The sequence below is a fragment of the Mesorhizobium sp. M0292 genome, from assembly GCF_040321695.1.
Classification (GTDB): domain Bacteria; phylum Pseudomonadota; class Alphaproteobacteria; order Rhizobiales; family Rhizobiaceae; genus Mesorhizobium.
In genome coordinates, this window is sequence record NZ_JAMYSB010000030.1 from 17,790 (window position 1) to 40,941 (window position 23,152).

Sequence of the window (23,152 nt, forward strand, 5' to 3'; positions counted from 1 at the left end):
GTGTTGTGTCGGGAGGACACATGAAGAAGTTTATGAATTCCGTCGACACGGTGCTGACCGAAAGCCTCAACGGCTTCGTTGCAGCTCATGCCGACATCCTGGTGCTGGGCGAGGAGCACAAATTCATTCGCCGCAAGGTGATGAAGCCGGGGAAGGTGGCGCTGATCTCGGGCGGCGGTTCCGGCCACGAGCCGTTGCATGCCGGCTTTGTCGGTCACGGCATGCTGGACGCCGCCTGCCCCGGCCAGGTCTTCACCTCGCCAACGCCGGACCAGATACTGGCGGCGGCCGCCGCCGTCGATACCGGCGCCGGCTGCCTGTTCATCGTCAAGAACTATGAAGGCGACGTGATGAATTTCGACATGGCCGGCGAAATGGCCGACGGCGTCCTGCAGGTGGTGATCAATGATGACGTCGCCGTCGAGAATTCGTCCTTTACGACCGGCCGGCGCGGCGTCGCCGGCACGCTGGTGGTGGAGAAGATCGTCGGCGCCGCCGCCGAGCAAGGCATGACGCTGGCGGATCTCAAGGCGCTCGGCGGTCGCATCAACAGCGCGACGCGTTCGATGGGCGTGGCGCTGACCAGTTGCACGGTGCCGGCGGCCGGCAGGCCGACCTTCGAGATTGGTGATGGCGAGATGGAATTCGGCGTCGGCATTCATGGCGAGCCCGGCCGGCGTCGCGACACGTTGAAAAGCGCCGATGCGGTCGCCGAAGAGATTTGCGCCGCGATCCTGGGCGATCTCGGCGACAGGGCGAAAGGCCCGGCACTGTTGTTCATCAACGGCTTTGGCGGCACGCCGCTGATGGAGCTCTATCTGATGTACAACAGCGCCCGAAACATCTTCGAAAAACAGGGCGTGACGGTGACCCGCTCGCTGGTCGGGTCCTACGTGACATCGCTCGACATGGCCGGCTGCTCGATCACGCTGACCATGCTGGATGACGAGGCAACGTCAATGTGGGACGCGCCGGTGCACACAGCCGCGCTGCGCTGGGGACTGTAACGGAGGGGCCTTGCCCATATCCCGAACAGGCGGCTTATGAACTTGCCTTAGCCTGCGGAACCGGACGGACCGTTACCCGCAGTCACGCCGACAGATTGCCCGCCTGCAGCGCGGCTTGCCTTGCGGCCGACCGCTCCGGCTTCATCCAAACCGAAGCCGTAGAAGTCTTATCGCGGTATCGGCAGCGACGGCCCGGCCACCACGCTGGACAACTTTCCTGCCTTGCGCAGCACGGGCGCTTCATACTTTTTCTTGGCCATTCCAAACACCCTTTTCAGTCCAGTGCAAAAGAATGGACCGAAACCGTGGAAAGTCAATTCATGAGCTGGTTCTGCCACCACACGCTGGCTTCATGCATGCTTTTCTGCAACATACGCTCCTCTGAGTTGGTTGTTTGACGCAATTCCGGACGGGAATTGCTGATGTGGGCGAACGCAATCCGGGTTTGATGCTGCCATCTCTTGCGCCTGCCGATGAAAAACTGCTGCTGACCTTCGCCGACCCGGAGGCGACGGTTGCCATTGGCCGTGACGTTGCTGCCGAAAGCTTGCTGGCACTGCTCGCCAATGCCGAGTTCCACGGCGTGCTGCCGATCATGCTGCGCAAGCTCAGCGAGATCGGCGACGCCCAACTGCCTGCGGACGCAGCCTTGCGGCAAAAGCTGTCGGAACTGCGTGATCGCTCGACGCTGGCGACCGGCCAATCGATGCTGCTGCAATATCATGGCGACCGCATCATGAAGGCATTGGCGGCGAAAAATGTTCCGGCCCGCATCGTCAAGGGTCCGGTCTTCGCACGCAAACTTTACCGCCACGCCGCTGACCGGCCGTTCACCGACATCGACATTCTGGTCGAGCCGGCCAGCATCATTGAAGCCAACACGGTGATTGCCGGATGCGGCTTCGAGCTCTGGAGCGGCGAGGCGCAGTCGCAGGATCTGCAGGAGTTCAAGTGGCTGGAGAAGGAGAATACCAGCCTGCTGATCGAACTGCACGGCAACCTGGTGCATGATTCCGGCATGCGGCGGCGGCTGTCGCTGGGCTTTCGCGAATTGCAGATCATCGACGGCAGCGAGGCCGACACGCCGGCCGCGCTGCTGACCATCGCCATTGTCCACGCCGCCGGCGGGCACAAGTTCCACCGGCTGCAGCTTTGCGTCGATGTGCTGCAGGGCGTGCGCGCGCTGCGGTCGCCCGCGGATGAAGACCGGCTTTTCGAGGCGGCGCGCATCAGCGGCATCGAGCTCGAACTGGCGACGGTTCTCAATGTGACGGGGCGGCTGTTTGATGCACCGCGCGCGATCGAACTGGCCGACCGCATCAAGCCCGACCTCTCGATATTTTTGGCCAAATGGCTGATCACCGGCGATACGCTGCTCGGCGTCAATTCCAGGGACAAGATGCATTCGCGCCTGCGCCGCGACGCCTTCCGCTGGATCCAGCGCCTCGCCAGGCCAAAGCCGCATTCTGCCTGAAGTGTGCTTTAGTCCCGCGCCGCCAGCGCCGAGCGGATCAGCGGGGCCGCCTCGGCCGGGTTCGCGCCAACTTCCAGGGTAAAGGTCGGGACGGCTTTGACCAGCGTTGCGATGGTTGCCATGCGGCGCCTCTGCGCCGGCAAAAGGCCGGTCATGCCGGTCCTGACATTGTCGGTGGCAAGCGCCACCATGGCGTCTGTCCTGGTCATGAGGACGAGCCGGGTTTGCGCGTCCGCCGAGCGGGCGAGATGAACCAGTGCCGCAACCGGTCTGCCGACAGTCTCCTCGATGCGGATGATCTCGGCGAGACGTTCCAGCGAGACGGCCTGCTCGCCATTGGCGTCCCATTTGTCGCCAAGGCAAGGCGCCACGAAGGGCAGCATTGCCGCCGTGTGGCGGTGGACCTTCACCTTGCGCGGCAAGCCCCAGGCCGTGATGCCGCCACCGGCCAAAACCTTGAGGATCATGGCGTCATCCGAGCACAGGCCGAAGCCTTGCGACGCCAGCGCCAGCGACGTCGTCGACTTGCCGGTGCCGCTCGGCGCATGGATCAGCACCAGCGCCTCTTGGCCAGGCAATGTCAGGCCGGCGGTGTGCAGCATGTGCTGGTCGCCGGCATCAAGTGCTGCATCCAGCACCATCATCAGCATCGTCCATTTGACCTTGGCATCGGGATGGACTCGTATCTCGGCCCAGCCTCCATCGGCATTGATCGAGACGGTCTGCAGGCCGGGAAAGACCAGGTGAACGGTGCCGCCACCGTCGATCAGCCGGCAATGGCCGTCCTCCGGTACCTCGCCGTCGAAAGCGAGTTTTCCGGCAGGCGACTCCTGTAACTCTCGCGTCTCGACGATGTCGACGCGGAAATCGGGCTCGACCGGCCCGCTCACGCGCAACGTGCCGAGTAAGAGGTCGAAGCTCGGCCAGAGATCGGCCCGCGAGGCCGATATGCTGATGACCTGGCCCTGGAGATCGTAGCAGAAGGTGGTCGCCGGACCGGTCAAGCAGCGTGCGCCTTTCCGGCATCGGCGTGATGACGATAGATCTGCACCATGCCGGGGAGGCTGTCCGAGACCACCGGGCGGCCATCGAGACAGACCCAGCAATGGGCAGACATACGCGGCGCCTGCATCGACTTCGGATCGACGCCGAAGCGCAGATCCGGATCGAAGCCGGCAAAGCGCAGGAAGCGGTGGGCGAGCAGGCCCTCGCGCAGGCATCTGCGGTCGCGCATCAGCCAGGGGTGCCGGACGGTCCGGTTGACGGCAGCGACGATGTAGGCTGACGACAGGCCGCGATAAGGGGTGGGTGCGCTGAGCGGCGCCCATTTCAGCACCGATTCGAAGCTGCGGCGGCCGATCAGGGTCGGCATCAGCCGCGCGCTTGCCCATAAATGGACACGAAACAAAGCGCGCAGGAGAACGCCGTCCACCATCAGGGAGCCGGGTCGGCGAGAATGCCTTCGCTCACCAGTTCGGCGGCCAGCGCCGCCATGTCCTGGTCGAGCGTGCCCTTGTCGACCTCGAACTCGTCAGACAACAGGACGACGATCTGGTCAAGGCTGCGGGCGCCGTCCACCTTGTCGAGAAAGGCTTCGGTGGTGCCGTTGCAGGTGTAAAGCTGGCCGCTGCGCGCCAAGAGCACGACGGCGCCATCGCCGACATGTTGGACCGAGGCGTCGTCCGCCAGCCGCAGAACCATTTCAGAACCGATTTGGGCCATGGAGCCCCTCCACCATTTTCCTGGAGAGCAGATAGCGCGGCGATGCGGGTCTGTCCATTGCGCGGACGAGAGGGAGAACAGGCCGGCCTGACCGTTCTGTGGCAATCCGGCAACGCCACCATCCTCACGACACAGGCAACCGAAGCCTAATGGAGACATCCAATTTCAGATTGTGGTAACTTCCACATCATTCAGAGCCTGAGAACAGGGAAGCACCCCAGAAATAGTCGGTGATTGCAGCTGGGAATCACCACCGCAAACGGTCAAGCCAGCTATCTCGCAGGGTCAAGGTCTTGCTTTTCTTACCTAAAGTAAGCTATGGAGTCGCGGGGTTTTGGGAGAGCATTGGGTATGCGTTACAACTGGGAGCGGGCTCCGACCGCGTTCGAACGTCATCGAAAAGCATTGGCAGCCGCCATATTGATCGCGGGTGGCGTCGGGCTGATGCTGGCGGCCTTGCCGCTTTAAGACCTGATATCCGACACGAACGCCCTGCTTTCTCCGGGCGCATGAGCTTTTTCTGCCTGCCACAAGACGGGCCGCGGCTTAGCGTGCCTGGCCGGTTACGGCGATGAAGCGGCGGTCGCGTCCTTCGAAGCCCTGGCTGAAGCGCTGCACCAGCACCGCCACTACCGCCGGCCTGCCGGGCGGGGTGTATTCGTAGGATTCCGACAGGCTGTAGGAAGTCGGGCAGTTGCGCGAGCCCGGCACGGCCTTGTCCTCGTGCAGCACCTTGAACGGCTTGCCGTCCTGCCCCTGCAGCGACAGGCGGAAGCCGCGCGCCTTGCCCGTTTTGGCGCCTTGAAGTTTCTTTTCGCCCTGAAGTGTCTTGTCGCTCGGAAGAGCCTGGTCGCTTGGCTTGGCGTCATCAAAGCTTGCCGAGCAGTCCGTCTTGCTGTCGGCCAAAATCTCATCGAGCTGGATGGTCGAAATCTGTGTTTCGCCATAGAACGGCGACAGCCATTTCTGCGCGGCCTGCTCGAGGCGGGAAATGTCGTTGTACTCGACCGTGTCATCCGGGAAGGTGAACCTGTCGGAGGCCGTGCGCGTGCCGCGCTCGGCGATGCCGTATTTGGCCAGGATTGGCGCGGCCTGCTTTGCGGCCTGCGCCCGTGCCTGCTCCACCGTCGTGGTCGCCTCTTCCGATTCGTCGAGGACAAGGATCGGCTTGCCGCCGACGAACTCGTCTGTGCTTGTGTCGATGATGTCGATCTGCGACCAGCCGGAAACGGCAGCGTCGAGCTCGCCATATTGCTCGAAGGCGAAATATTTGCCGTCGGGGGAAAAGCCGATGATGCGCCGCGCGGCGGCATCGCCGGCCTGGGCGGCGGAAACGATCGTCAACAGCAGCGCTGCTCCAACGGCAGATCCAACCCCGTATCGTACCGTCATTGCGCGCCCTGCCCCGATTTCAAACCCGGCCATGGTGCCTGCAATTTATGGCCAAGGCGAGATCGGCCAAGCCTCAAATTTCGGGAAAGACATGGCATTTGGGGAAAGACGTGGCCGGGAAAACCCGCATAGGCTAATGCAAGATAGAGAGTTTTCCCGAGGAGGGATGAATGGCGTCACGCTACCACGAGGTCTATGACGGCTGGAAACGCGACCCGGAACAATTCTGGGCCGCTGCCGCCGAGGCGATCGACTGGTATTCGCCGTGGACCAGCGTCTTCGATGCCAAGGCGGGCGTTTACGGGCGCTGGTTCAACGGCGCCAGCTGCAACACCTGCTTCAACGCTCTCGATCGCCATGTCGCAAGCGGCCGCGCCGACCAGATCGCACTTATCTACGACAGCGCGATCACCGGCACGGTCAAGAAATTCACCTATGCCGAATTGAAGCGCGAAGTGGTAGCGCTGACTTCGGTGCTCAAGAACCGCGGCATTCACAAAGGCGACCGCGTCATCATCTACATGCCGATGGTGGCCGAAGCGGCGGTCGCGATGCTTGCCTGTGCCCGCATCGGCGCGGTGCATTCGGTGGTGTTCGGCGGCTTTGCCTCGCACGAGCTCGCCACCCGCATCGACGACGCCAAGCCGAAGCTGGTCATCTCCGCGTCCTGCGGCCTGGAGCCTGGACGTGTCGTGGCCTACAAGCCGCTGCTCGACAAGGCGATCGAAATGTCCCGCCACAAGCCGGACGCCTGCCTGATCCTGCAGCGCGACCAGCTGCGCTGCGATCTGAGGGAGCATTACGATATCGATTTTGCCGACGCCGTTGCCCGCGAGCGCGCCGCGGGCGCCAACGTCGATTGCGTTCCGGTGCTCGCCACCGACCCGCTCTACATCATCTACACCTCCGGCACGACCGGCCAGCCTAAGGGCATCGTGCGCGACAATGGCGGCCACATGGTCGCGCTCAAATGGACGATGGAAAACGAGTTCGGCGTCAGACCGGGCGAAGTATTCTGGGCGGCCTCCGATGTCGGCTGGGTGGTCGGCCATTCCTACATCGTTTACGGACCGCTGCTGCATGGTGCGACAAGCGTGCTGTTCGAGGGCAAGCCGATCGGCACACCCGACGCCGGCACCTATTGGCGGGTGATCGCAGAACACGGCGTGGTCGCGCTGTTCACCGCGCCGACGGCCTTCCGCGCCATCAAGGGGCAGGACCCCAAGGGCGAATTCGTGCCGAAATACGATCTGTCGAAATTCCGCACTCTGTTCCTGGCCGGCGAACGCGCCGACCCGGAAACCATCAAATGGGCGGAGCAGAAACTCAACGTGCCGGTGGTCGATCATTGGTGGCAGACCGAGACCGGCTCGCCGATGACCATCAACCCGGCAGGCCTCGGCCTGCTGCCGGTGAAATACGGCTCGCCCGGCGTGCCGATGCCGGGCTACGACATTCGCGTGCTCGACGATGCCGGCCATGAAGTGCCGCGCGGCACGCTTGGCAATGTGGTGGTGAAACTGCCGCTGCCGGCCGGCTGCCTGCCGACGCTGTGGAATGCCGACGAGCGTTTCCGGCGAGCCTATCTCGAGGAATTTCCCGGCTTCTACAAGACGGCCGATGCCGGCATGATCGACGAGGACGGCTACCTCTATGTCATGGCGCGCACAGACGACATCATCAATGTCGCCGGACACCGGCTGTCGACCGGGGCCATGGAGGAGGTGCTTTCAGCGCATCCCGATGTCGCCGAATGCGCCGTCATCGGCATCGCCGATCAGATGAAGGGCCAGATACCGCTCGGCTTCGTCGTGCTTAACGCCGGCGTCGCCCGCGATATCGATGCCATCGAAGCCGAGGTCGTGGGGCTGGTGCGCGAACGGATCGGCCCGGTCGCCGCCTTCAAGACCGTGGTGACGATCAAGCGCCTGCCCAAGACGCGCTCCGGCAAGATCCTGCGCGGCACCATGCAGAAGATCGCCGACAAGGAAGAATGGACGATGCCGGCGACCATCGACGATCCCGCCATTCTTGACGAGATCACCGCGGCGCTCAAAGCCCGCGGCATCGGGGTCTGACGGCCCCAGTGGCGTTGTTTCAGCGGTCCAGACCTCCCCGGCCGGCGCCGCTCGAGCGCCTGGAAATGGATATGGACGACACCGTCGTCTACGCGATCGGCGACGTGCATGGCTGCTACAAGGAATTGCTGTCGCTGGAGCAGAAGATCCAGCTCGACGCGCTGCAATTTCGCGGCCGCAAGATTATCGTCATGCTCGGCGACTATATCGATCGCGGGCCGCAATCGGCGCGCGTGCTCGACCACCTCTTGGCGCTGCCGCCAACAGGGTTCCTGCGCGTCTGCCTGGCGGGAAACCACGAAGTGGCGATGCTGAACTATCTCGACGGCTATCTGTCGCGGGACCGCTGGCTGGCGGTCGGCGGCCTCGAGACGCTGTTTTCCTATGGGGTCGATCCGGCGCGGCTTGCCAGCCTCTATGCCTCGAGCGACGCGGTCGACCGGCGCGTGAAGGAGGTCATTCCGGCCAGCCATATCGACTTCCTGCGCAGCCTGCCGGTGCTGCTCTGTTCGGATAAATTCGTTTTCGTCCATGCCGGCATCAGGCCGGGCATCGACCTGGCCGCACAGGATGAGCAGGACCTGCTCAACATCCGCGACGAGTTCTTCAACGCCGCCCATCTGCTCGACCGCTTTGTGGTGCATGGGCACACGCCGGTCGATATCCCCAAGCTTGACGGGCGAAGGCTCGGCATCGACACCGGCGCCTTTCAAAGCGGCCGGCTGACAGCGCTCAGGATCGCGGGTAAATTCGGCAAGCTGATCTTTTCCTGACCTGCCGTGCTTCTTCGTTTGAGCGTGATCCTTTCCGAAAACCGGATCCGCTTTTCCGGATCACGCTCCTTTTCAGGATCGCGCTCCGTTCAGGCGGCGGTCTTGGCCCGCACGTCCGATTTCTCCAGATAGTAGGTCGAATAGCGGTCGAAGAACTTTTCCGAGCCGCCGAGCGAGCCGTATTTCGGCAGCTTCTTCAGATCGACCTTGTTGAGCACGGCGCCGACGACCTTGCTTGCGACGTAGGGTTCCTGCTCCAGCAGCGAGCGCACCATGGCGCGCGGCGTGCGGCCCCATTCGGCAACCAGCACGAAGCCGTCGACCAGCGGCGCAAACGCCTTGGCGTCGACCACGGGGCCGAGCGGCGGCAGGTCGACGATGATGTACTCGAACGTCTCCTTGGCGTTGTCGATGAAGCGCCGCATGCCGGCCGACGACAGCAGCTCGCTGGTATGCGAGAACTGGCCACGCAGCACGGCCGGGATGATCGCCAGCTTGGTCTGGCGGTCGACCTTGCCGACCGACTGCCAGGTCTGGCCGTTGACCACGGCTTCCATCAATCCCTGCTCGGCCTCCATGCCGAGGTTGCGGCTGAGGCCAGGATTGCGCAGATCTGCATCGATCAAAAGCGTCTTCGAGCCGTTGGCGGCCAGCAATCCGGCGAGATTGGCGGCGACCGTCGATTTGCCTTCGCCTGGCAGGATCGAGACCACGCCTATGACCCGGCTGCCCTGCCCTTCCATAACGACGTCGAAGGCGATCTTGGCGTTGCGCAGCGTTTCGGAGAACATCGATGCCGGCGCATCGACGCTGACCCGCATGCGCGCCCGTTTCTCGGCCGCCGACAATGTGTTGGCGCCTTTGGCATCCGCCGCACCGCCGTCGGCGTCCTTGCCGAGCCTGCCGCCGATCATCGGCAAATAGCCGAGGAATTTGAGGCCGACGCGATCGCGAATGTCCTCGCCGGTCCTGAAGAAGCGCTCGTTGAACTCATTCAGGCCACCAAAGCCGGCGCCAAGCAGCACGCCAAGCACCAGCGACAGCGCCAGCACCCTGGAGGTGCGCGGGCTTGAGGCGGAAAGCGGCGTTGAGGCATCCGAGATGATGCGGACCTTGCCGACCGGGAAGGATTGCTGCTGCGAGGCCTCCTCGTAGCGGCTAAGGAAGGTCTGGTAGAGCGTGGTCAGCGCCTGCGCCTGCTGGTCGAGTTCGCGCAGTTTGACCTGGCTCTGGTTGTCGATGGAGCTCTTGCCGGCCGCGTCGGCGATCTTCTGCCTCAGTGAGGTCTCGCGTGAAAGCGCGACTTCATATTCATTGCGATAGCTTTCGGTCAGTTGCTTCAACTCGCCGAAAATCTGGGTCGACAGGTCGGCCTTTTCCTTGGCCAGCGCCACCGCCTGCGGATGGTCGGCGCCGAAATTGGCCGTCACGTCCTGCAGCCGCTTGGCCACTGCGAGATAGCGGGTCTTGAGCGTTGCAATGACGGAGCTTGCCGGCTGATCGCTTGAGATGGCGGAATCGTTGAAGGCATTGTCCGAGCCGCTTTCGACGATGGTCTTGTATTGCTGATAGCGGGCGCTGGCGCGCGCCGTATCGGCCTGCGCGACGATCAGTTGCGCGGTGAGATCGGCAATCTGCTTGTCGCTGATCAGCTGGCCGTCGCTGTTGGCGGCCAGACCATGCTCGGCCCTGAATTTCTCGACCGCCATAGCGGCCGCCTGTGAGTTCTGACGAAGCTCGGTCAGCCGGCCCTGCAGCCAGACCGCAGCGCGTTCGGTGGCGTCGAAACTGGCGTTGAGCTGGTCGGCGAGATAGGCGTCGGCATAGGCCTTGGTGATGGCGGTGGCGAGCGCCGGATTGGTCGACTGGTAACCGATGGCGAGCACATAGGAGCGGCCGTTGCGCTGCGCCAGCACCTCGCTCTGCAGCTTCAGCACGGCATAGTCGTGGCGCGCCGTCTGCATCATGGCCTGGCGTGTCGCCTCATCGACGTTTTCCATGCCGGGAATCTGCTCGGCGGAACTTGAGCGGAAATAGCCGATCACGCCGCGCACGAAGCCGATGCCCTTGACCAGCGCCGATTGCGGCGGGTTCATGAACTCTGCGTTCTGGTCGAGTTTCAGCTTGTCGACCACCACCGAGGCCAGCCGCGCCGAGGTGATGATTTCGATCTGGCTGAGCAGGGCGGCGTCGGTCTGCATGGTGACGGATGCAGCCGAGATGTCGTCGATGACCTTGTTCAGGCCTTCGTCGATCAGCACGCTGGCGACCGACATGTATTGCTTGGGCGTGGTCTGCAGATAGAGCAACCCCAGGAACAGGCCGATGATGGCGCAGACCGCCACCACCTTGACCTGACGCGCCGCCATGCCAAGCAGGCGCTCGACGTCGATGAAGTCTTCACCCTTTTCCTGATCGGGGTTGGGCAATGGCATCCTCTTGTCGAGAGGAAAGCTGGCATAATTCATCTTCGATCCAATTCTAGGTTACAGGCGCCGGAGCGAGACGGGTCAGGTCCCACCTCGTCCGAAGCTGCGGAGATCGGGGGCAAGATATGCAACGCAAGCTTCATGCCATCCGGCGCCGGGCCTGAGCGGCCAGGCGTGCAGGCATGAGCCGCGCCATCGTCCAAACGCATATGCCCTCGAAAGATGGGCATTATGCGGCCACTTCCTGACGCTCATGCGACCGCACGAACGCCTGCAGCATTTCCAGCACAGGTCCCTTCATGTCGTCGCGCGCCAGCGCGAAGGCGATGGTCGCCTCTATGAAGCCTTCCTTGGAGCCGCAGTCGAACATGCGGCCATTGAAAGGCTGGGCAAAGAAAGACTGGCTTTTCGCCAGCCGCACCATGGCATCGGTAAGCTGGATTTCGTTGCCGGCGCCGCGCTGCTGGTTGCCCAGCAGCGAGAAGATCTCGGGCTGCAGGATGTAGCGGCCGTTGATGTAATAGTTCGACGGCGCATTGGCCGGCGCCGGCTTTTCGACCATGGCCGTCACCTCGAAGCCGCTGCCTGTCTCGGCGCCGCGCCCGACGATGCCGTATTTGCTGGTCTCGCTGGGATCACAGCGCTCGACGGCGATCACATTGCCGCCGGTCTGCTGATAGAGATCGACTGTTTCAGCCAGGCAACCTCGGCGACCGAACGACACCATATCGGGGAGCAGCAGGGCGAAGGGTTCGTCGCCGATGACTTCGCGTGCGCACCACACCGCATGGCCGAGACCATGTGGCGACTGCTGGCGGATGAAGCTGGTGGCGCCGGCCACGGGCAGCATGCTTTCGAGCGCCTCCAGCTGGGTCTTCTTGCCGGTTTGTTCGAGCGTTCCAATCAGTTCGGGGTGCAGGTCGAAGTAGTCCTCGATGACAGCCTTGTTGCGGCCGGTGACGAACACGATGTGCTCGATGCCGGCTTCGAAGGCCTCGTCCACCGCATATTGGACGACCGGCCGGTCGACCACGGGCAGCATCTCCTTCGGAATCGACTTGGTTGCCGGCAGGAACCGTGTTCCAAGCCCCGCCACAGGGATGACTGCCTTCCTGATTTTCTTCATCGCAAATTCCTTCTGAGCAGATCGATTTCAAGCCTGTTGCAGGCCACGAACAAACGTCTTCATGTACTCGCCCTCCTTACCTCTCCGCGCCGACGGCAAACTGCGCCGCCACCCTTTTGAGGCGGACGGCGATCGGCATCGACATGTGCCTGACAGCCGCCGGATCACTTAGCGCGGTGCGTATCGCTTTCAACGGCGAACGCGCCTTGATGTGCTGGACCAGCGACAGGAACGATGCCGCCTTGCGCAGGCTGCGGGCGCGTTTGGCGAAGGCGGCCGCAGCAGCAGCGTCCATGGAATTGGTCTCGGCGAAGACCGCGTCGGCCTTGCGCATCGCCTCGATATGGTGAAGCTCGAGCACGCGCGAGATCGAGCCCGTGCGGATGTGGTAGATATAGCCGGTCGTCGGCTCGACGACGCATTTTCCGCTCTTGGCCAGCGCGTTGGCGAGCAGGATGTAATCCTCGCCTATGCTCAGACTTTCATCATAGCGAAGCCCGTTTTCGATCAGGAAACGGCGCTGGAAGATCGGCTTGAGATAGCCAAGGTTGAACGTGGATTCGAAAACGATGTTGCCAGCGATGTAGTCGGCGAGCGTGATTTCACGCAGGCCCTCCAGATATTTGGCGGGAAACATCGTCGCTTCGGCAATGCCGTCCTCGCGCACCACCTGGAGGTTGTCGACGGCGATTACAGCGCCCGCACTTTCGGCTCGCGCGATCATGGCGGCGAGCCGCCCGGGCAGGACGGCATCGTCGGAATCGAGCACCGCGACCCAGCGGCCTGTGGCGAGGTCGAGGCCGGCATTCCTGGCGCCGCCAGGGCCACGATTTGCCGGCAGCGCAACCACTTTGACGACATCTTTTGGATAGGCTCTTGCGACGTCGAGCGTGTTGTCGCGCGACTGGTCATCGGCGACGATGATTTCGACGCTGACATCGCGCTGGGCCATGGCGCTTGCGATCGCCCGGTCGAGCGTGGCCGCGGCATTGTGGGCTGCGATGACAAAGGAGACGTCAGGCTGCACGCTTGCCTCCTTGCTGCGGGGAAGACAGTCCGTATTGGCGAATTTCGCTGATACCGACCAGGCCGCTGACGACGCCGACATGCATGATGCCGCGCAGCACGCTGCGGTTGCGGCGGACCGGGCTAATCGCAGTCAACGCCGCCATGCCGAAGCAATAGGCGGCCTTGGCCGAGGCAAGGCCGACAGCCTTCGCACGCTGTATCACGCCTGCGTCATGGCCGATGAGGTGGCCGTGCGTCTGGCCGAAGCGGAAGCGGCGGCGGCGCAGCCAGTCGAAAGCGGCTCGCGAACGCGGCACGACTTCCTCGACCCACGCCTCCGGCGCAAAGGCGATGCGACCGCCTGCCTTGACCATGCGGTCGAAGAATTCGGTGTCCTCGCCGCCGCTCTGGCCGCGCGCCAGGCTGAAACGACGGTCGCGCAAGCTGTCGGCGCTCATCCTCAAAAGGACGTTGCAGGTGTAGCCGGTGCGGATTTCGCCCTGCACCCAGACCGGCAAGGTCGAATGGAAATCGCCCTTGCGCATCCAGTCCGGCGCATCCGAGCGGTAGAGCGCCCGCACCGGACCGAGCACGGCCTCGGCGCCGCTTGTCTCCGCGATAGCAATCAGTTCGGCCAGCCATTGCCGGGAAGCGGTTTCATCGTCGTCGATGAAGGCGACAAAATCGGCCGTGCTGGCATCAAGACAGGCGTTGCGGGCAACCGAGATGTTGCGCGCCGGGGCGTGCCGGTAGCGGGCCACGAGCTTCAATTCGCTCGCCAGCGCGGTCACCAGCGGCTCGGCGGTCGGCTCGTCGTCATTGTCGGCGACGATGACGCCGATGCCGAAACCGGCAGGCATATCCATGGCAGCGAGCGACCGCAGCGTGTCGGCCAGTTCCGGCCGCAGGAACGTGCAGACGCAGATGTCGATTCGGCGGCTGTCGGCGACCATCATGCCACCCCGCGCTGCGATCGCGAGCCGAGCAGTTGCAGCCAAAACCCGAGCGACCAGCCGAAATGCATGACCATCGCCGAAATGCCCGCCAGCACATTGTTGGGATTGCGCTGGCTGATGGCGGTCACAGCGCCGTAGCCCAGACAGACCGAAGCCCAGACCAGCAGCGGCACCGCCGCCAGCCAGTGGATAAAGGAAAATACCGCGAGAAGGACGACCGGCGCCACCAGCAGCGGGATCATCTGCCGAACTTTCGGGATCATGCGGTGCTTGAGCACATTCTTGGCGCGGCCGCGGCCATAGCCGAGATATTGGAAATACAGGCCCTTCAGCGACGAACGCGGATAGTAGACCATCTGCGTCTTGCCGCTCATCCAGATGCGGTAGCCTGCCCGGCGCAGGCGGTAGTCGAGTTCGGCATCCTCATTGTGGCTGAAGGTCTCGTCATAGCCGCCGACCGCGGTGAAGGCCGAGATCCGGATCAGCGCGTGATGGCCATGGTCCACCCATTCGCCGGCGGAAAGGTGCCGGTGCTTGGAGCCGCCGGTGCCGAGCTTGGAATTCTGCGCCGCCGCGACCGCTTTCTGCACCGCGCCGCTGCCGCTGGTCAGCATCGAGACGACGACCGAATCGGCTGAAGTGGCGAGCGCCTCCTCGACCAGCCGGTCGCAATAATCGGCGGGATAGCCGCCATGGGCATCGATGCGGATCAGGTATTCGGCGCCGTCACCGAGGCTGGCGACGGCGAGATTGATCGCCGCGCTCTGGATACGTTTTGGGTTGTTCAGGAGGACGACCTGAGGGTCCTTGGCCGCAACCGCTTCGGCAATGGCCAAAGTACCATCGGTGCTGCCGCCATCGGCAACGACGATGCGGGCGCCGAGCCTTAGCGCTGCCGGCCTGAGCTGCTCGAGCAACGCGCCGATATGGGCTGCCTCATTCAGGCACGGAATGACGATCAGGCTTGGCGGCAGCGCTTCGGTTTGCGTCATCGGCGCCTTTCCATGAACTGCACTTTTGTTATTGGTCATCCTTCAGGCCAGTGCCTCGGTGGCGAACGAACCAGGGGCAACCGCAAGGCCGCGCAGCCTGTCGACAAAGGCGCGGCAGTCGCTGCGGTCGTAACTCCAGGTTCGTGGGTTGCGGGCCAGCACACGCGCCTTGGCCTTGCCGAAGTGCTCCTGGTCCATGCGGCCGAGCGCGGTTTCCAGGATTTCGGGCGTGGCATCGGAAAGCAGGACGCCAACGTCCTGCTGGTTGAGAAAGCGCCCGGTCTCGGTATTGCCCATCGAGATCGGTACGGCGCCGAAGCGGCAGCCCTCATAGAGGCGGTTGGGCAGCAGCCATTCCGAATTCTGCCCTTCCTCGAAGAAATCGATCGCCCAGGAAAAATGCACTTCGCCGTAGATCGCGGCCATGTCTTCCGGGTTGCGGTAGGGGCCACGAAAGGAGAGATAGGGTTCGGCCTCGACAAAAGCGTGGAAATCCGGGAATTCCGAGAGTGCCGGACGGCCCCGGAGGACGACCTCGAAGCGCCCGCCCTGACGGCGCGTGAAGTCGGCCAGCAGCTCCAGCGAGCGGCGGCAGCGCAGCGCGCCGAACCAGCCGATGCGCCACGGGGGTGCTGCAGGGTTTTCGGCCGTTGACCTGTCATCCAAGGCGATCGGCGCGGTTTCGAAGTATTTGTTTTCGACCAGTTCCACCGGTGCGGCGACCTGCCCGAACGGCTTGAAATAATTGGCGATGAAGGCCGGTGAGCTCGTCACCAGAAGCTTCACGTCGCGGGCGAGATAACGCTCCGCTGTGCGCAGCGCTTTGCCCAGCATGTCATTGCGCAGCACCAGGCGATGAATGTCGAGGCATTCGTAGACGATCGGCACGCCGCCGCGAAAGGCGGCCTTGGCGCGCCTGGCCAGCGCCAGCATTTCCAGATTGCGCGCGATGATGAGGTCGGGCTTCGGCATCGCCGCAAGCTTCGAGCCTATCGACAGCGCCGCCTTGGCGACCGCCGCCAGACGCTGGCCGAATCGGCCGTCACGCGTCGCGCCGAGGTCGACCGGCTGCAGCCCCTCGACGTCGGGAACAGCATTTGTGGTCCGACGGAAGCCGGCCAACGTGACCCGCGCGCCGCCTGCCTTGAGCATTATGATCCGCCGGCGCACCGCCGGGTCGGAAACATCGTGCACAAGGTACAAGACATGCAGCATGAAAACTCGACCGCTGTTGGCCCACCCACGGGAATGCTAACCCAGCTTTTGCTGCATCGCAACATTTTTGGTGCGCCGTAGCATAAGTGCACGTTTTTTGTTGCACTGCAAAATTGATGCGTTACCCTCCGTCGGGCTTGAGCGCCGCTCTGACTGGTCACCCAGCCCGATGCAGCGATGAATTGTGACGCGAGCCGCATCGGGATCGTCCTGGCGTGGGTATTTTCGGTCACCATGCCCGTCCTAGGCACCGCAGGCCCCGCCGCGGAATCTGCTGACGAAATGAGGTATCCATGAAGATCGTCGTTGAAAACACAGTCTGCCTGAATACCGGGGATGCGGCGATTCTGCTGGCGATCCGCCACATTCTCAGGACGATCGTGCAAGGCGACGTGCGGTTTGCCGTCTTCGACAGCCAGCCCGAGGTTGCGGAACGACTCTATCCGAAGACGGATTATCCCGACCTCGAATTTCATAAGCTGCTGTCGGAATCCCTGTTCCGATACAAGAATGGCAGCGGGCTGAGGGACCGGTTCAAGCCGATCTACAATCGGCTCGTTCTCCAGGCCCTGCGCTGGTTTGGCAGCAGCGCGCTAGGCAATTTTTTCAGCCATCGCGACCGGCGCGGTCTCGATATCTACGCCGACGCGGACATGGTGGTCACCACAGGGGGAACCTATCTCGTCGAGAACTACAATCTCGAACGACGCCTCAATCAGTTCAGGCTCGATGCCGTATTTGGCAAAGATCCGGTCTTCTTCACGCAATCCCTCGGTCCGTTCGACAAAAGTTACAACCGCCAGGAGCTCGGCCCGATCTTTGACCGCAGTCCGCTCATCCTGTTGCGCGACGAACGGTCGCGGACCCATATCCGGGACTTGGTGAAGGATCTCGGAAAGTGCCACGTGGTGGCCGATGCCGTATTCGCCTTGGCCGATACCGACAGGATCGGCAAGCGTCTCGCTTCCAGCCAGCCGCCGGCGTCGACGGGCCGCGTCGCTATTTCGGTCCGCCACTGGAACTACGTCAGCGACGGTGAGGGCGGCATGCGCCGCTATCTGGATTCGATCCGCGAGATCGCCACAATTCTTGTCAGGGACCTTGGCAAGGAGGTGACCTTCGTCTCCACGTGTCAGGGCGTGCCGGAATATGCCCATGACGATTCCAAGACCGCACAGGCCATCGTTGCCGAGCTCGATCCTGAGATCGCCAGCCACGTGACAGTGGACGCTTCGTTCCACACGCCGGACCAGTTGATGGGGCTGGTGAAGGGCTTCGACTTCGTCGTCGCGACGCGCATGCATATGATGATCATGTCGCTTTGCGTCGGCACGCCGGTGCTGCCGATCGCCTACGAGTTCAAAACCAAGGAAGTGGCCAAGCGAATCGGTGTCGACGATGTGCTGCTCGACATCGACACCGTGACGCCCGAAGAGGCGCGCGAAAAGCTCGGCCGGTTTGCGGGAAATCTCGACCGCTATCGCAAGACAAGCCTTCAGGCCGTGCTCGAAGAACATGCTTCGGCAATGTCGGCCACAAACCTGCTGGCGCCGCTGATCGCCGGCCGCTCAGCGGATATTGCGCGCGGCGTTGGACAGGGTGGTGAACAAGGCGCGTCGCGACTGCGGGACGGCAAGCATGAAAACGAGACCGATGCCGTAGTTGAGGGCAAGCGCCAAAAAGACCGCGAGCAGGTCTGACTGGCCCGTTAGAGACGCCGGCAACCACAGGTACAGGAACCAGGCAAGCAGGGACGAGGCGATGAAAAGCCCCTGCATGAGCAGGAAGTCGGCGGCGGTCACCGGACCGACGCGATGGACCAGTAGCGCCAGCACGGGAACGCGCAGCACGTAACCGCTGATGGCATAGGCCGCGGCAACGCCGACGGCGCCCCAGTGCAGGCCGACGACGAAGGCAGCGACGGTCGTCAGCGACGAATAGATGCCCCAATGGAACATGGTCTTCGTCTTGCCCTGACAGATGAATATCCATCCCGTCGTGCTTGAAACGGACTGGACCAGGCTGGCGATGCCCAGCCAGGCAAAGATCGGTGCGACCGGTGCCCAGCCCGCGCCGAAGAGAAGTCCGACGATCTGATTAGAGGTCAGCGTCAGCGCCGCGATGCCCGGCATGGTAACGGCCGCCAGCATCCAGTTGGTGCGCACATAGATATCGCGAAAGCGGGCCTTGTCATCGTGAATGCGGCTGAGCAGCGGCACCATGACCCGTGTCAGCGGCTGGTTGATGTTCTGCAGCGGGAACAACAGGAGCTTGTAGGCGCGGTCGTAATAGCCGAGTTCGATCGCACCGGAATATTTTCCGATGAGAATGTTGTCGAGATTGCGCGAGAAGAAGTTGGCGAGGTTGAAGCCGGTCAGGTTGGCGCCGAACGACAATATATCGGCATCGACCTTCAGGTCCGGCCGCAAAGGCGTCCAACGCGCCACCAGCCAGGCGGCAGCCAGGGCGATAGCTGCCGAAACCGCCGGGCCGATGACCAGCGACCAGTAGCCCAACCCCGCATAGGCCGCGATCGCGGCGGCCAGAAGTCCGGCGGCGGCGCTTATCACGTCGTTCAGTGCGAGCTGGCCGAACTGCAGGTGCCGGTTCATCAACGCCAGCGGCACTGCGGCCAGACTGCCGAGAAGCAGCGGCAGGGCAGAGCCAAGGGTGATGCCGGACATACGTTGATCGCCATAGAACGCGGCGATGGCAGGCGCCAGGCCGGCCACTACCACGGCACTACCCAGCCCGACGAGCGCGCTGATCCAGAACACCTGGTTGAGCTGCTGGTTGCTGATGTCCTTGCGCTGAACCACAGCCTGCTGCAGGCCCAGATTCTGAAGCAGCCCGACGAAGGCGACGATCGGCCCGACGGAAGCCACCAGACCGAAATCCTCGGGGACGAGCAGACGGGCCAGCACGATGACGGAGAGAAACTGGATCGCCATCTTGAAGCCCTGGGCGCCGATGGTTACCAGCCCGCCGCGCAGGGCGACACGACCGAACTGGGGGGGCGGATTGGCGTTCATGCAAGCGACCTCGTTTCGCCAAGCCGCATGGCGATTTCCACGAAATGTTGGTTCAGCAGATCGGAGTTGAACTCGGCCTCGATCTTCTTGCGCGCCGCGAGAGCGATCTCTTCACACGGCTTCGGATTCTCGGCGATCCAGGCAAGCTTTCCGGTCAGCGCCGCAACGTCCCGCTCAGCCACGAGAAAACCCGTCTTGTGATCGTCGATCAGTTCAGGGATCCCGGAATGATATGTGCTGACCACCGTCAGGCCGGCGGCCATCGCTTCCATCAGCGAAACCGGAATGCCTTCCAGATCGCCATCGCGGGCGCCGACGCTGGGCAGCAGGAATACATGCGCATCGCGCAGACGCTGTTTGACTTCGCTGTGCGGCCGGGGCCCAAGAAAATTCACCCTGTCGGCAATGCCGAGCTCTGCGGCGATCCCCTTCAGCTGCTCGAGAAGTTCTCCGCCGCCGATCACCGAGTAGATCCAGTCTCGCCGCGGCAGGCCAGCAAGCGCGCGAAGCGCATATTCGATGCCCTTCTTTTCAGTCAGGCGGCAGACCGAGATGAAAGAGAGCGTAGCCTGCTCCCATGAACGCCACCGATAGTCGATGTCACTCGGCCGCACCCCCATATGGTGAACCACAACCTGCTCCGGCGATGCACCGACCTCAATCAAGGCATCGCGGAAAAACGCATTCACCGGCAGTTGAAGAACGCCCTTTTCGAACACAATCTTGTAGCGCGCGAGCGTATTGTCATGCAGCGGTTCGCCGACATCACGGCCGTGAAATATCGTCACCAGGGGAGCGGAAATCCTCCCGCGCTTGATGGCGCGGGCCACGCGCATGCCGTTGTTGCCGAAATGGGCAACGATGACGTCGGCGCCCTGCAGTTTTCGGGCATGAGCAATGTCGATGGCGGTCGAGAGCTTGTCCCAGAACCTGCCGGACCACTTCCTGAGCAGCGGGCGATAGCGACCCAGGCCACCCCACCAGCATATGACCTTTCCTGGCAGCGCCTGCCAGCGCGGATCATCGATGTTGCTGTCCCTGCCGAAGGACGTCTCGTTGCAGACGACGCCGACTTCCATGCCGCGCTCCAGGCATCCGGCTATCTGGTCGAGAACAAAGGTTTCGGACAATGAGGGGAACTTGTCGACTACGAAGCAAATCTTCATCGGCAGGATGCGCTCGTGCGGAGAGCCGGTGTGCCCTTGACAAAAGCCGGGCCGAAAACAGGGTGCCGGAGGCACAAGACATGCAGCATGGAACTCTACCGCTGTTGGCCCACCCGCAGGGACGTTAGTATAGGTCTTGCTGCACTGCAACATTTTTGGTGCACTGTAGCAAGATTTCCCTCGGCTTGGCGTGTCTGCCGATCAAACGCAGAGCAGCAGTGTCAGCCGGCAGATGAAGGATCCGCCAGGCCCTCGGAAACCCCGACATGACCGGCAGGTTCATGCGCAGGGCTCGATGTGGCCAGTTGGGTAACGATCTGCGCAAAACGTTCATTCAGAACATCTGCGTTGAAGTCGTCCTCGACTTTGCGGCGTGCGGCAAGCGCGATACGCTCGCATTCGGTCGGGTGCTCCCCGGCCCAGGCAAGCTTGCCGGCAAGCGCTGAAATATCTCGCTCGGGCGTAAGCAACCCCGTCTCCCCATCCTTGATGAGCTCCGGGATTCCCGAATGATACGTGCTGACCGCAATCAATCCGGCGGCCATGGCCTCCATGAGCGCGACCGGAATGCCTTCCATATCCCCGTCGCTGGCAGTGATACTTGGCAGCAAAAAGAGATGCGCCATGCGAAGCCGTCTTTTCACCTCTGCGTGAGGGAGGCTGCCGAGGAATGTTACGCGACCAGCCAAGCCCAGCTCTACGGCCAGCCTCTCCAGATTCATCCGCAGAGGACCGTCGCCAACAATGTCGTAACGCCAGTCTAGCTGCGGCTGGGAGGCCTTGAGGGAGGCCAGGGCTCGCAAGGCGAACTCGACGCCTTTCTTTTCGACCAGGCGGCAAACCGTCGTCACGACCAGTTGGGTGCCTTCCCACGATTCCCAGCGATAGCCGATTTCGCGGGTGTCAATTCCCATATGGTGGACCGTCGTGCTCGCCTGGGACAGGCCGGCTTCCAGCAGCATCGTGCGGAAGTAATCGTTGACGGGCAGGTTCAGGGTCCCATGCTTGGTCAGCCCGGCATATTGTGTCGCGAGCACTGCCTGCCGCGCCGGGATCGCCACGTCCGCGCCGTGAAAGATGGTTATGATCGGTGGTTTGAGCACCTTCCATTTCTTCAGTGCGGCTGCTCTCTCGCCGTTCTGTCCGAAGTGGGCGACAATCACGTCGCAGCGGTTCAGGCGGCGTGCAAAGGCGATGTCGAGAACGGTCGAGGCCTTGTATCGCAGACGCGGCGGCAGACGCTGTACAAATTTGCTGATTACAGCGGCCCATCGCCACCAATGTCGGGTTCTGGCGAGCAGCGTCGCCATCGGCTCGCTTTGCCGGTCAATTCGGTGGTCACCTTGCATCTTTTCGCAGACCACTTCGACCTGAAAGCCCCGCGCCAGCAGCCCAGCCATCTGGTCCACGACGAAGGTTTCCGAAAGCAGAGGGAATTCGCCGACGACAAAGCCCACGCGCATGACCCGCCCATAAGGTTGGGGCTTGCTCGGACCAAGCGGTCCATATCGCACAAGCCCTAATGTAGACAGGCAGAATACACGTTGATTGCTGCAGTGCCACAAGATATTGCACTGCAGCAATTAAAAGTGATCCGGACGGGCGCACGACGCCTGGACCTGGCTAACGGGAACTTTGCGCGACCACGGTCGTGCAGCGTCTCAGCTGAACTGCAACACGACGCGTTTAGGCTGCGCGCTCCAAACCGACACGTCTTGCGCGGTCGAGAACGCCCATGAACGTTGCGAACTGGCTGTCGGGGTTCATTTGCCGCCGCTCCGAAAACTGACGTGCTGTCGCTGACAGCCGCTTGTACTCGGCCTCATCGCTCCACAGCCGCCTGATCGTTGCGACCCAGTCGGCGAGCGGGGCGTCGTAGTCCAGTACCACGCCGCCGGCGCCGATCGCTTCCGGCAGACCGCCGCGCCGCGAGCCGACCACGGGAATGCCACTACAATGCGCTTCCGAGGCCACCCGGCCCCAGGCTTCTTCCCATTTGCTGGGCGCAAGCAGGATTTTCGTGCGGCCGTAGACCGTCTTCATGTCGCTGGTGCGGCTTTCCAGCTTGACGTTCTGAAGGGGAGAGATTGTTGCTTCGATCCGGGCTCGATGATCGTCGTCGAGCTTCCAGCTTTCGACGAACAGGAACGGGATCTCGGGACAGGCGGCGGCAATGCGCACCGCAAGATCGAAGCCTTTTTCCTCATATGGATTGATGAGCGTGACAAATTCACCGGTCGTCGGTGTGCTGTAGAACGCGGGATTGATGGTCGGCGGAATAACCGTCGAATCGATATCGAATTTTGCCTTATAGGCGCGCGCGGTGAACTCGGAGTTGGCGATATAGACCGCCGAATGGAGCTCACGCAGATCGCCGGCCAATTCGTCGAATTCGACATTCCTCAGATAGACGGTCAGCGGCACGCCAAGCCTCTGCAACTCTCTGCCGATCGGCACCGAATTGTGGCACTGCACGACCGCGACATCCGGCCTCAACTTTTTGACGGCGAAGCCGGCCGCTTCCCAGGGAAACCACGCCCGTACAACCGGATAGCCCGGGAAATTGTCGATGACCGCGCGCTGACGAAGGAGCTTCATCTTGGCGCGCGCCCTGAAGCCGAACATGCCGTCGCCGAACAGCGCTGCCAGAACGGATGCCTCGTGACCGTTTTCGCGCAATTGCTCGACCAGGTGGTGGGTGCTCGACTGGACGCCCCCGCTGAATTGCGGCGTGTAGCCGGTGCCGCCTGCAAACAGAACTTTCATGAACCTGGCTCCGCGT

General features: G+C 62.7%; 18 protein-coding genes and 1 pseudogene. 5 read left to right on the forward strand and 14 right to left on the reverse strand.

Annotated features, from left to right (window positions below; translation table 11 throughout):
* Window positions 1-20: 20 nt before the first annotated feature.
* Together dhaK and NKI96_RS29045 are read left to right on the forward strand one after the other, a co-directional pair.
* Complete coding sequence (gene dhaK, locus NKI96_RS29040) at window positions 21-1,007, forward strand: dihydroxyacetone kinase subunit DhaK (protein ID WP_352807386.1); 987 nt, start codon at window positions 21-23, stop codon at window positions 1,005-1,007.
* Window positions 1,008-1,455: 448 nt separating this feature from the next.
* The gene (locus NKI96_RS29045; RefSeq protein ID WP_023668787.1) at window positions 1,456-2,481 is read left to right on the forward strand and encodes a nucleotidyltransferase family protein; all 1,026 of its coding nucleotides are present in this window, start codon (window positions 1,456-1,458) and stop codon (window positions 2,479-2,481) included.
* Between the two features lie 8 nt (window positions 2,482-2,489).
* Here NKI96_RS29045 and NKI96_RS29050 read toward each other — a convergent pair whose 3' ends face one another.
* The 4 genes from NKI96_RS29050 to NKI96_RS29065 form a co-directional block, all read right to left on the reverse strand.
* On the reverse strand, window positions 2,490-3,485 hold the full coding sequence (locus tag NKI96_RS29050; RefSeq protein ID WP_352807389.1) for a serine kinase: 996 nt from the start codon (window positions 3,483-3,485) through the stop codon (window positions 2,490-2,492).
* Window positions 3,482-3,916 (reverse strand): lasso peptide biosynthesis B2 protein, encoded by a 435-nt coding sequence (locus NKI96_RS29055; protein ID WP_023668789.1) that lies wholly within the window; start codon window positions 3,914-3,916, stop codon window positions 3,482-3,484. Before NKI96_RS29055 ends, NKI96_RS29050 begins: the two co-directional genes overlap by 4 nt.
* Entirely contained in the window at window positions 3,916-4,203 is a 288-nt protein-coding gene (locus tag NKI96_RS29060; RefSeq protein WP_023684213.1) for a PqqD family protein, read from the reverse strand. The genes NKI96_RS29055 and NKI96_RS29060 overlap by 1 nt, the downstream gene beginning before the upstream one ends.
* A gap of 546 nt (window positions 4,204-4,749) precedes the next feature.
* On the reverse strand, window positions 4,750-5,547 hold the full coding sequence (locus tag NKI96_RS29065; RefSeq protein ID WP_352638366.1) for a DUF2259 domain-containing protein: 798 nt from the start codon (window positions 5,545-5,547) through the stop codon (window positions 4,750-4,752).
* 218 nt (window positions 5,548-5,765) lie between these two features.
* On the opposite strand from NKI96_RS29065, the gene NKI96_RS29070 reads away from it, so the two are divergent.
* Window positions 5,766-7,673, forward strand: a complete 1,908-nt coding sequence (locus tag NKI96_RS29070; protein ID WP_352807390.1) for a propionyl-CoA synthetase — start codon at window positions 5,766-5,768, stop codon at window positions 7,671-7,673.
* 71 nt (window positions 7,674-7,744) lie between these two features.
* Window positions 7,745-8,446, forward strand: coding sequence for a metallophosphoesterase family protein (locus NKI96_RS29075; protein ID WP_352807393.1), 702 nt, complete (start codon window positions 7,745-7,747; stop codon window positions 8,444-8,446).
* An 89-nt stretch (window positions 8,447-8,535) separates the two neighbouring features.
* On the opposite strand, the gene NKI96_RS29080 is transcribed toward NKI96_RS29075, so the two are convergent.
* The 6 genes from NKI96_RS29080 to NKI96_RS29105 form a co-directional block, all read right to left on the reverse strand.
* On the reverse strand, window positions 8,536-10,914 hold the full coding sequence (locus NKI96_RS29080; RefSeq protein ID WP_352807395.1) for a polysaccharide biosynthesis tyrosine autokinase: 2,379 nt from the start codon (window positions 10,912-10,914) through the stop codon (window positions 8,536-8,538).
* 190 nt (window positions 10,915-11,104) lie between these two features.
* Window positions 11,105-12,001 carry a UTP--glucose-1-phosphate uridylyltransferase GalU gene (gene galU / locus NKI96_RS29085; RefSeq protein WP_023668795.1) on the reverse strand — a complete coding sequence of 299 codons (897 nt, stop codon included), beginning with the start codon at window positions 11,999-12,001 and terminating at the stop codon, window positions 11,105-11,107.
* A gap of 76 nt (window positions 12,002-12,077) precedes the next feature.
* Complete coding sequence (locus NKI96_RS29090; protein ID WP_023668796.1) at window positions 12,078-13,028, reverse strand: glycosyltransferase family 2 protein; 951 nt, start codon at window positions 13,026-13,028, stop codon at window positions 12,078-12,080.
* Window positions 13,018-13,965 (reverse strand): glycosyltransferase family 2 protein, encoded by a 948-nt coding sequence (locus NKI96_RS29095; RefSeq protein ID WP_352807398.1) that lies wholly within the window; start codon window positions 13,963-13,965, stop codon window positions 13,018-13,020. Before NKI96_RS29095 ends, NKI96_RS29090 begins: the two co-directional genes overlap by 11 nt.
* Complete coding sequence (locus NKI96_RS29100) at window positions 13,962-14,957, reverse strand: glycosyltransferase family 2 protein (RefSeq protein WP_023694195.1); 996 nt, start codon at window positions 14,955-14,957, stop codon at window positions 13,962-13,964. The genes NKI96_RS29095 and NKI96_RS29100 overlap by 4 nt, the downstream gene beginning before the upstream one ends.
* A 42-nt stretch (window positions 14,958-14,999) precedes the next feature.
* Window positions 15,000-16,172 (reverse strand): glycosyltransferase, encoded by a 1,173-nt coding sequence (locus NKI96_RS29105; protein ID WP_023694196.1) that lies wholly within the window; start codon window positions 16,170-16,172, stop codon window positions 15,000-15,002.
* Between the two features lie 293 nt (window positions 16,173-16,465).
* Here NKI96_RS29105 and NKI96_RS29110 point away from each other — a divergent pair.
* Window positions 16,466-17,515: pseudogene (locus NKI96_RS29110) on the forward strand (polysaccharide pyruvyl transferase family protein); the annotation flags it as partial.
* Between the two features lie 225 nt (window positions 17,516-17,740).
* Here the strand turns inward: NKI96_RS29110 and NKI96_RS29115 are convergent.
* The 4 genes from NKI96_RS29115 to NKI96_RS29130 all read right to left on the reverse strand — a co-directional run bounded on the left by NKI96_RS29115 (window position 17,741) and on the right by NKI96_RS29130 (window position 23,136).
* Window positions 17,741-19,204 (reverse strand): lipopolysaccharide biosynthesis protein, encoded by a 1,464-nt coding sequence (locus NKI96_RS29115; protein WP_023684224.1) that lies wholly within the window; start codon window positions 19,202-19,204, stop codon window positions 17,741-17,743.
* The gene (locus tag NKI96_RS29120; protein WP_023694198.1) at window positions 19,201-20,370 is read right to left on the reverse strand and encodes a glycosyltransferase; all 1,170 of its coding nucleotides are present in this window, start codon (window positions 20,368-20,370) and stop codon (window positions 19,201-19,203) included. Before NKI96_RS29120 ends, NKI96_RS29115 begins: the two co-directional genes overlap by 4 nt.
* Before the next feature lie 221 nt (window positions 20,371-20,591).
* Entirely contained in the window at window positions 20,592-21,833 is a 1,242-nt protein-coding gene (locus NKI96_RS29125; RefSeq protein ID WP_023696969.1) for a glycosyltransferase, read from the reverse strand.
* 223 nt (window positions 21,834-22,056) lie between these two features.
* Window positions 22,057-23,136: a glycosyltransferase gene (locus tag NKI96_RS29130; RefSeq protein ID WP_023702333.1), complete on the reverse strand. Its 1,080-nt coding sequence runs from the start codon at window positions 23,134-23,136 to the stop codon at window positions 22,057-22,059.
* Window positions 23,137-23,152 lie beyond the last annotated feature (16 nt).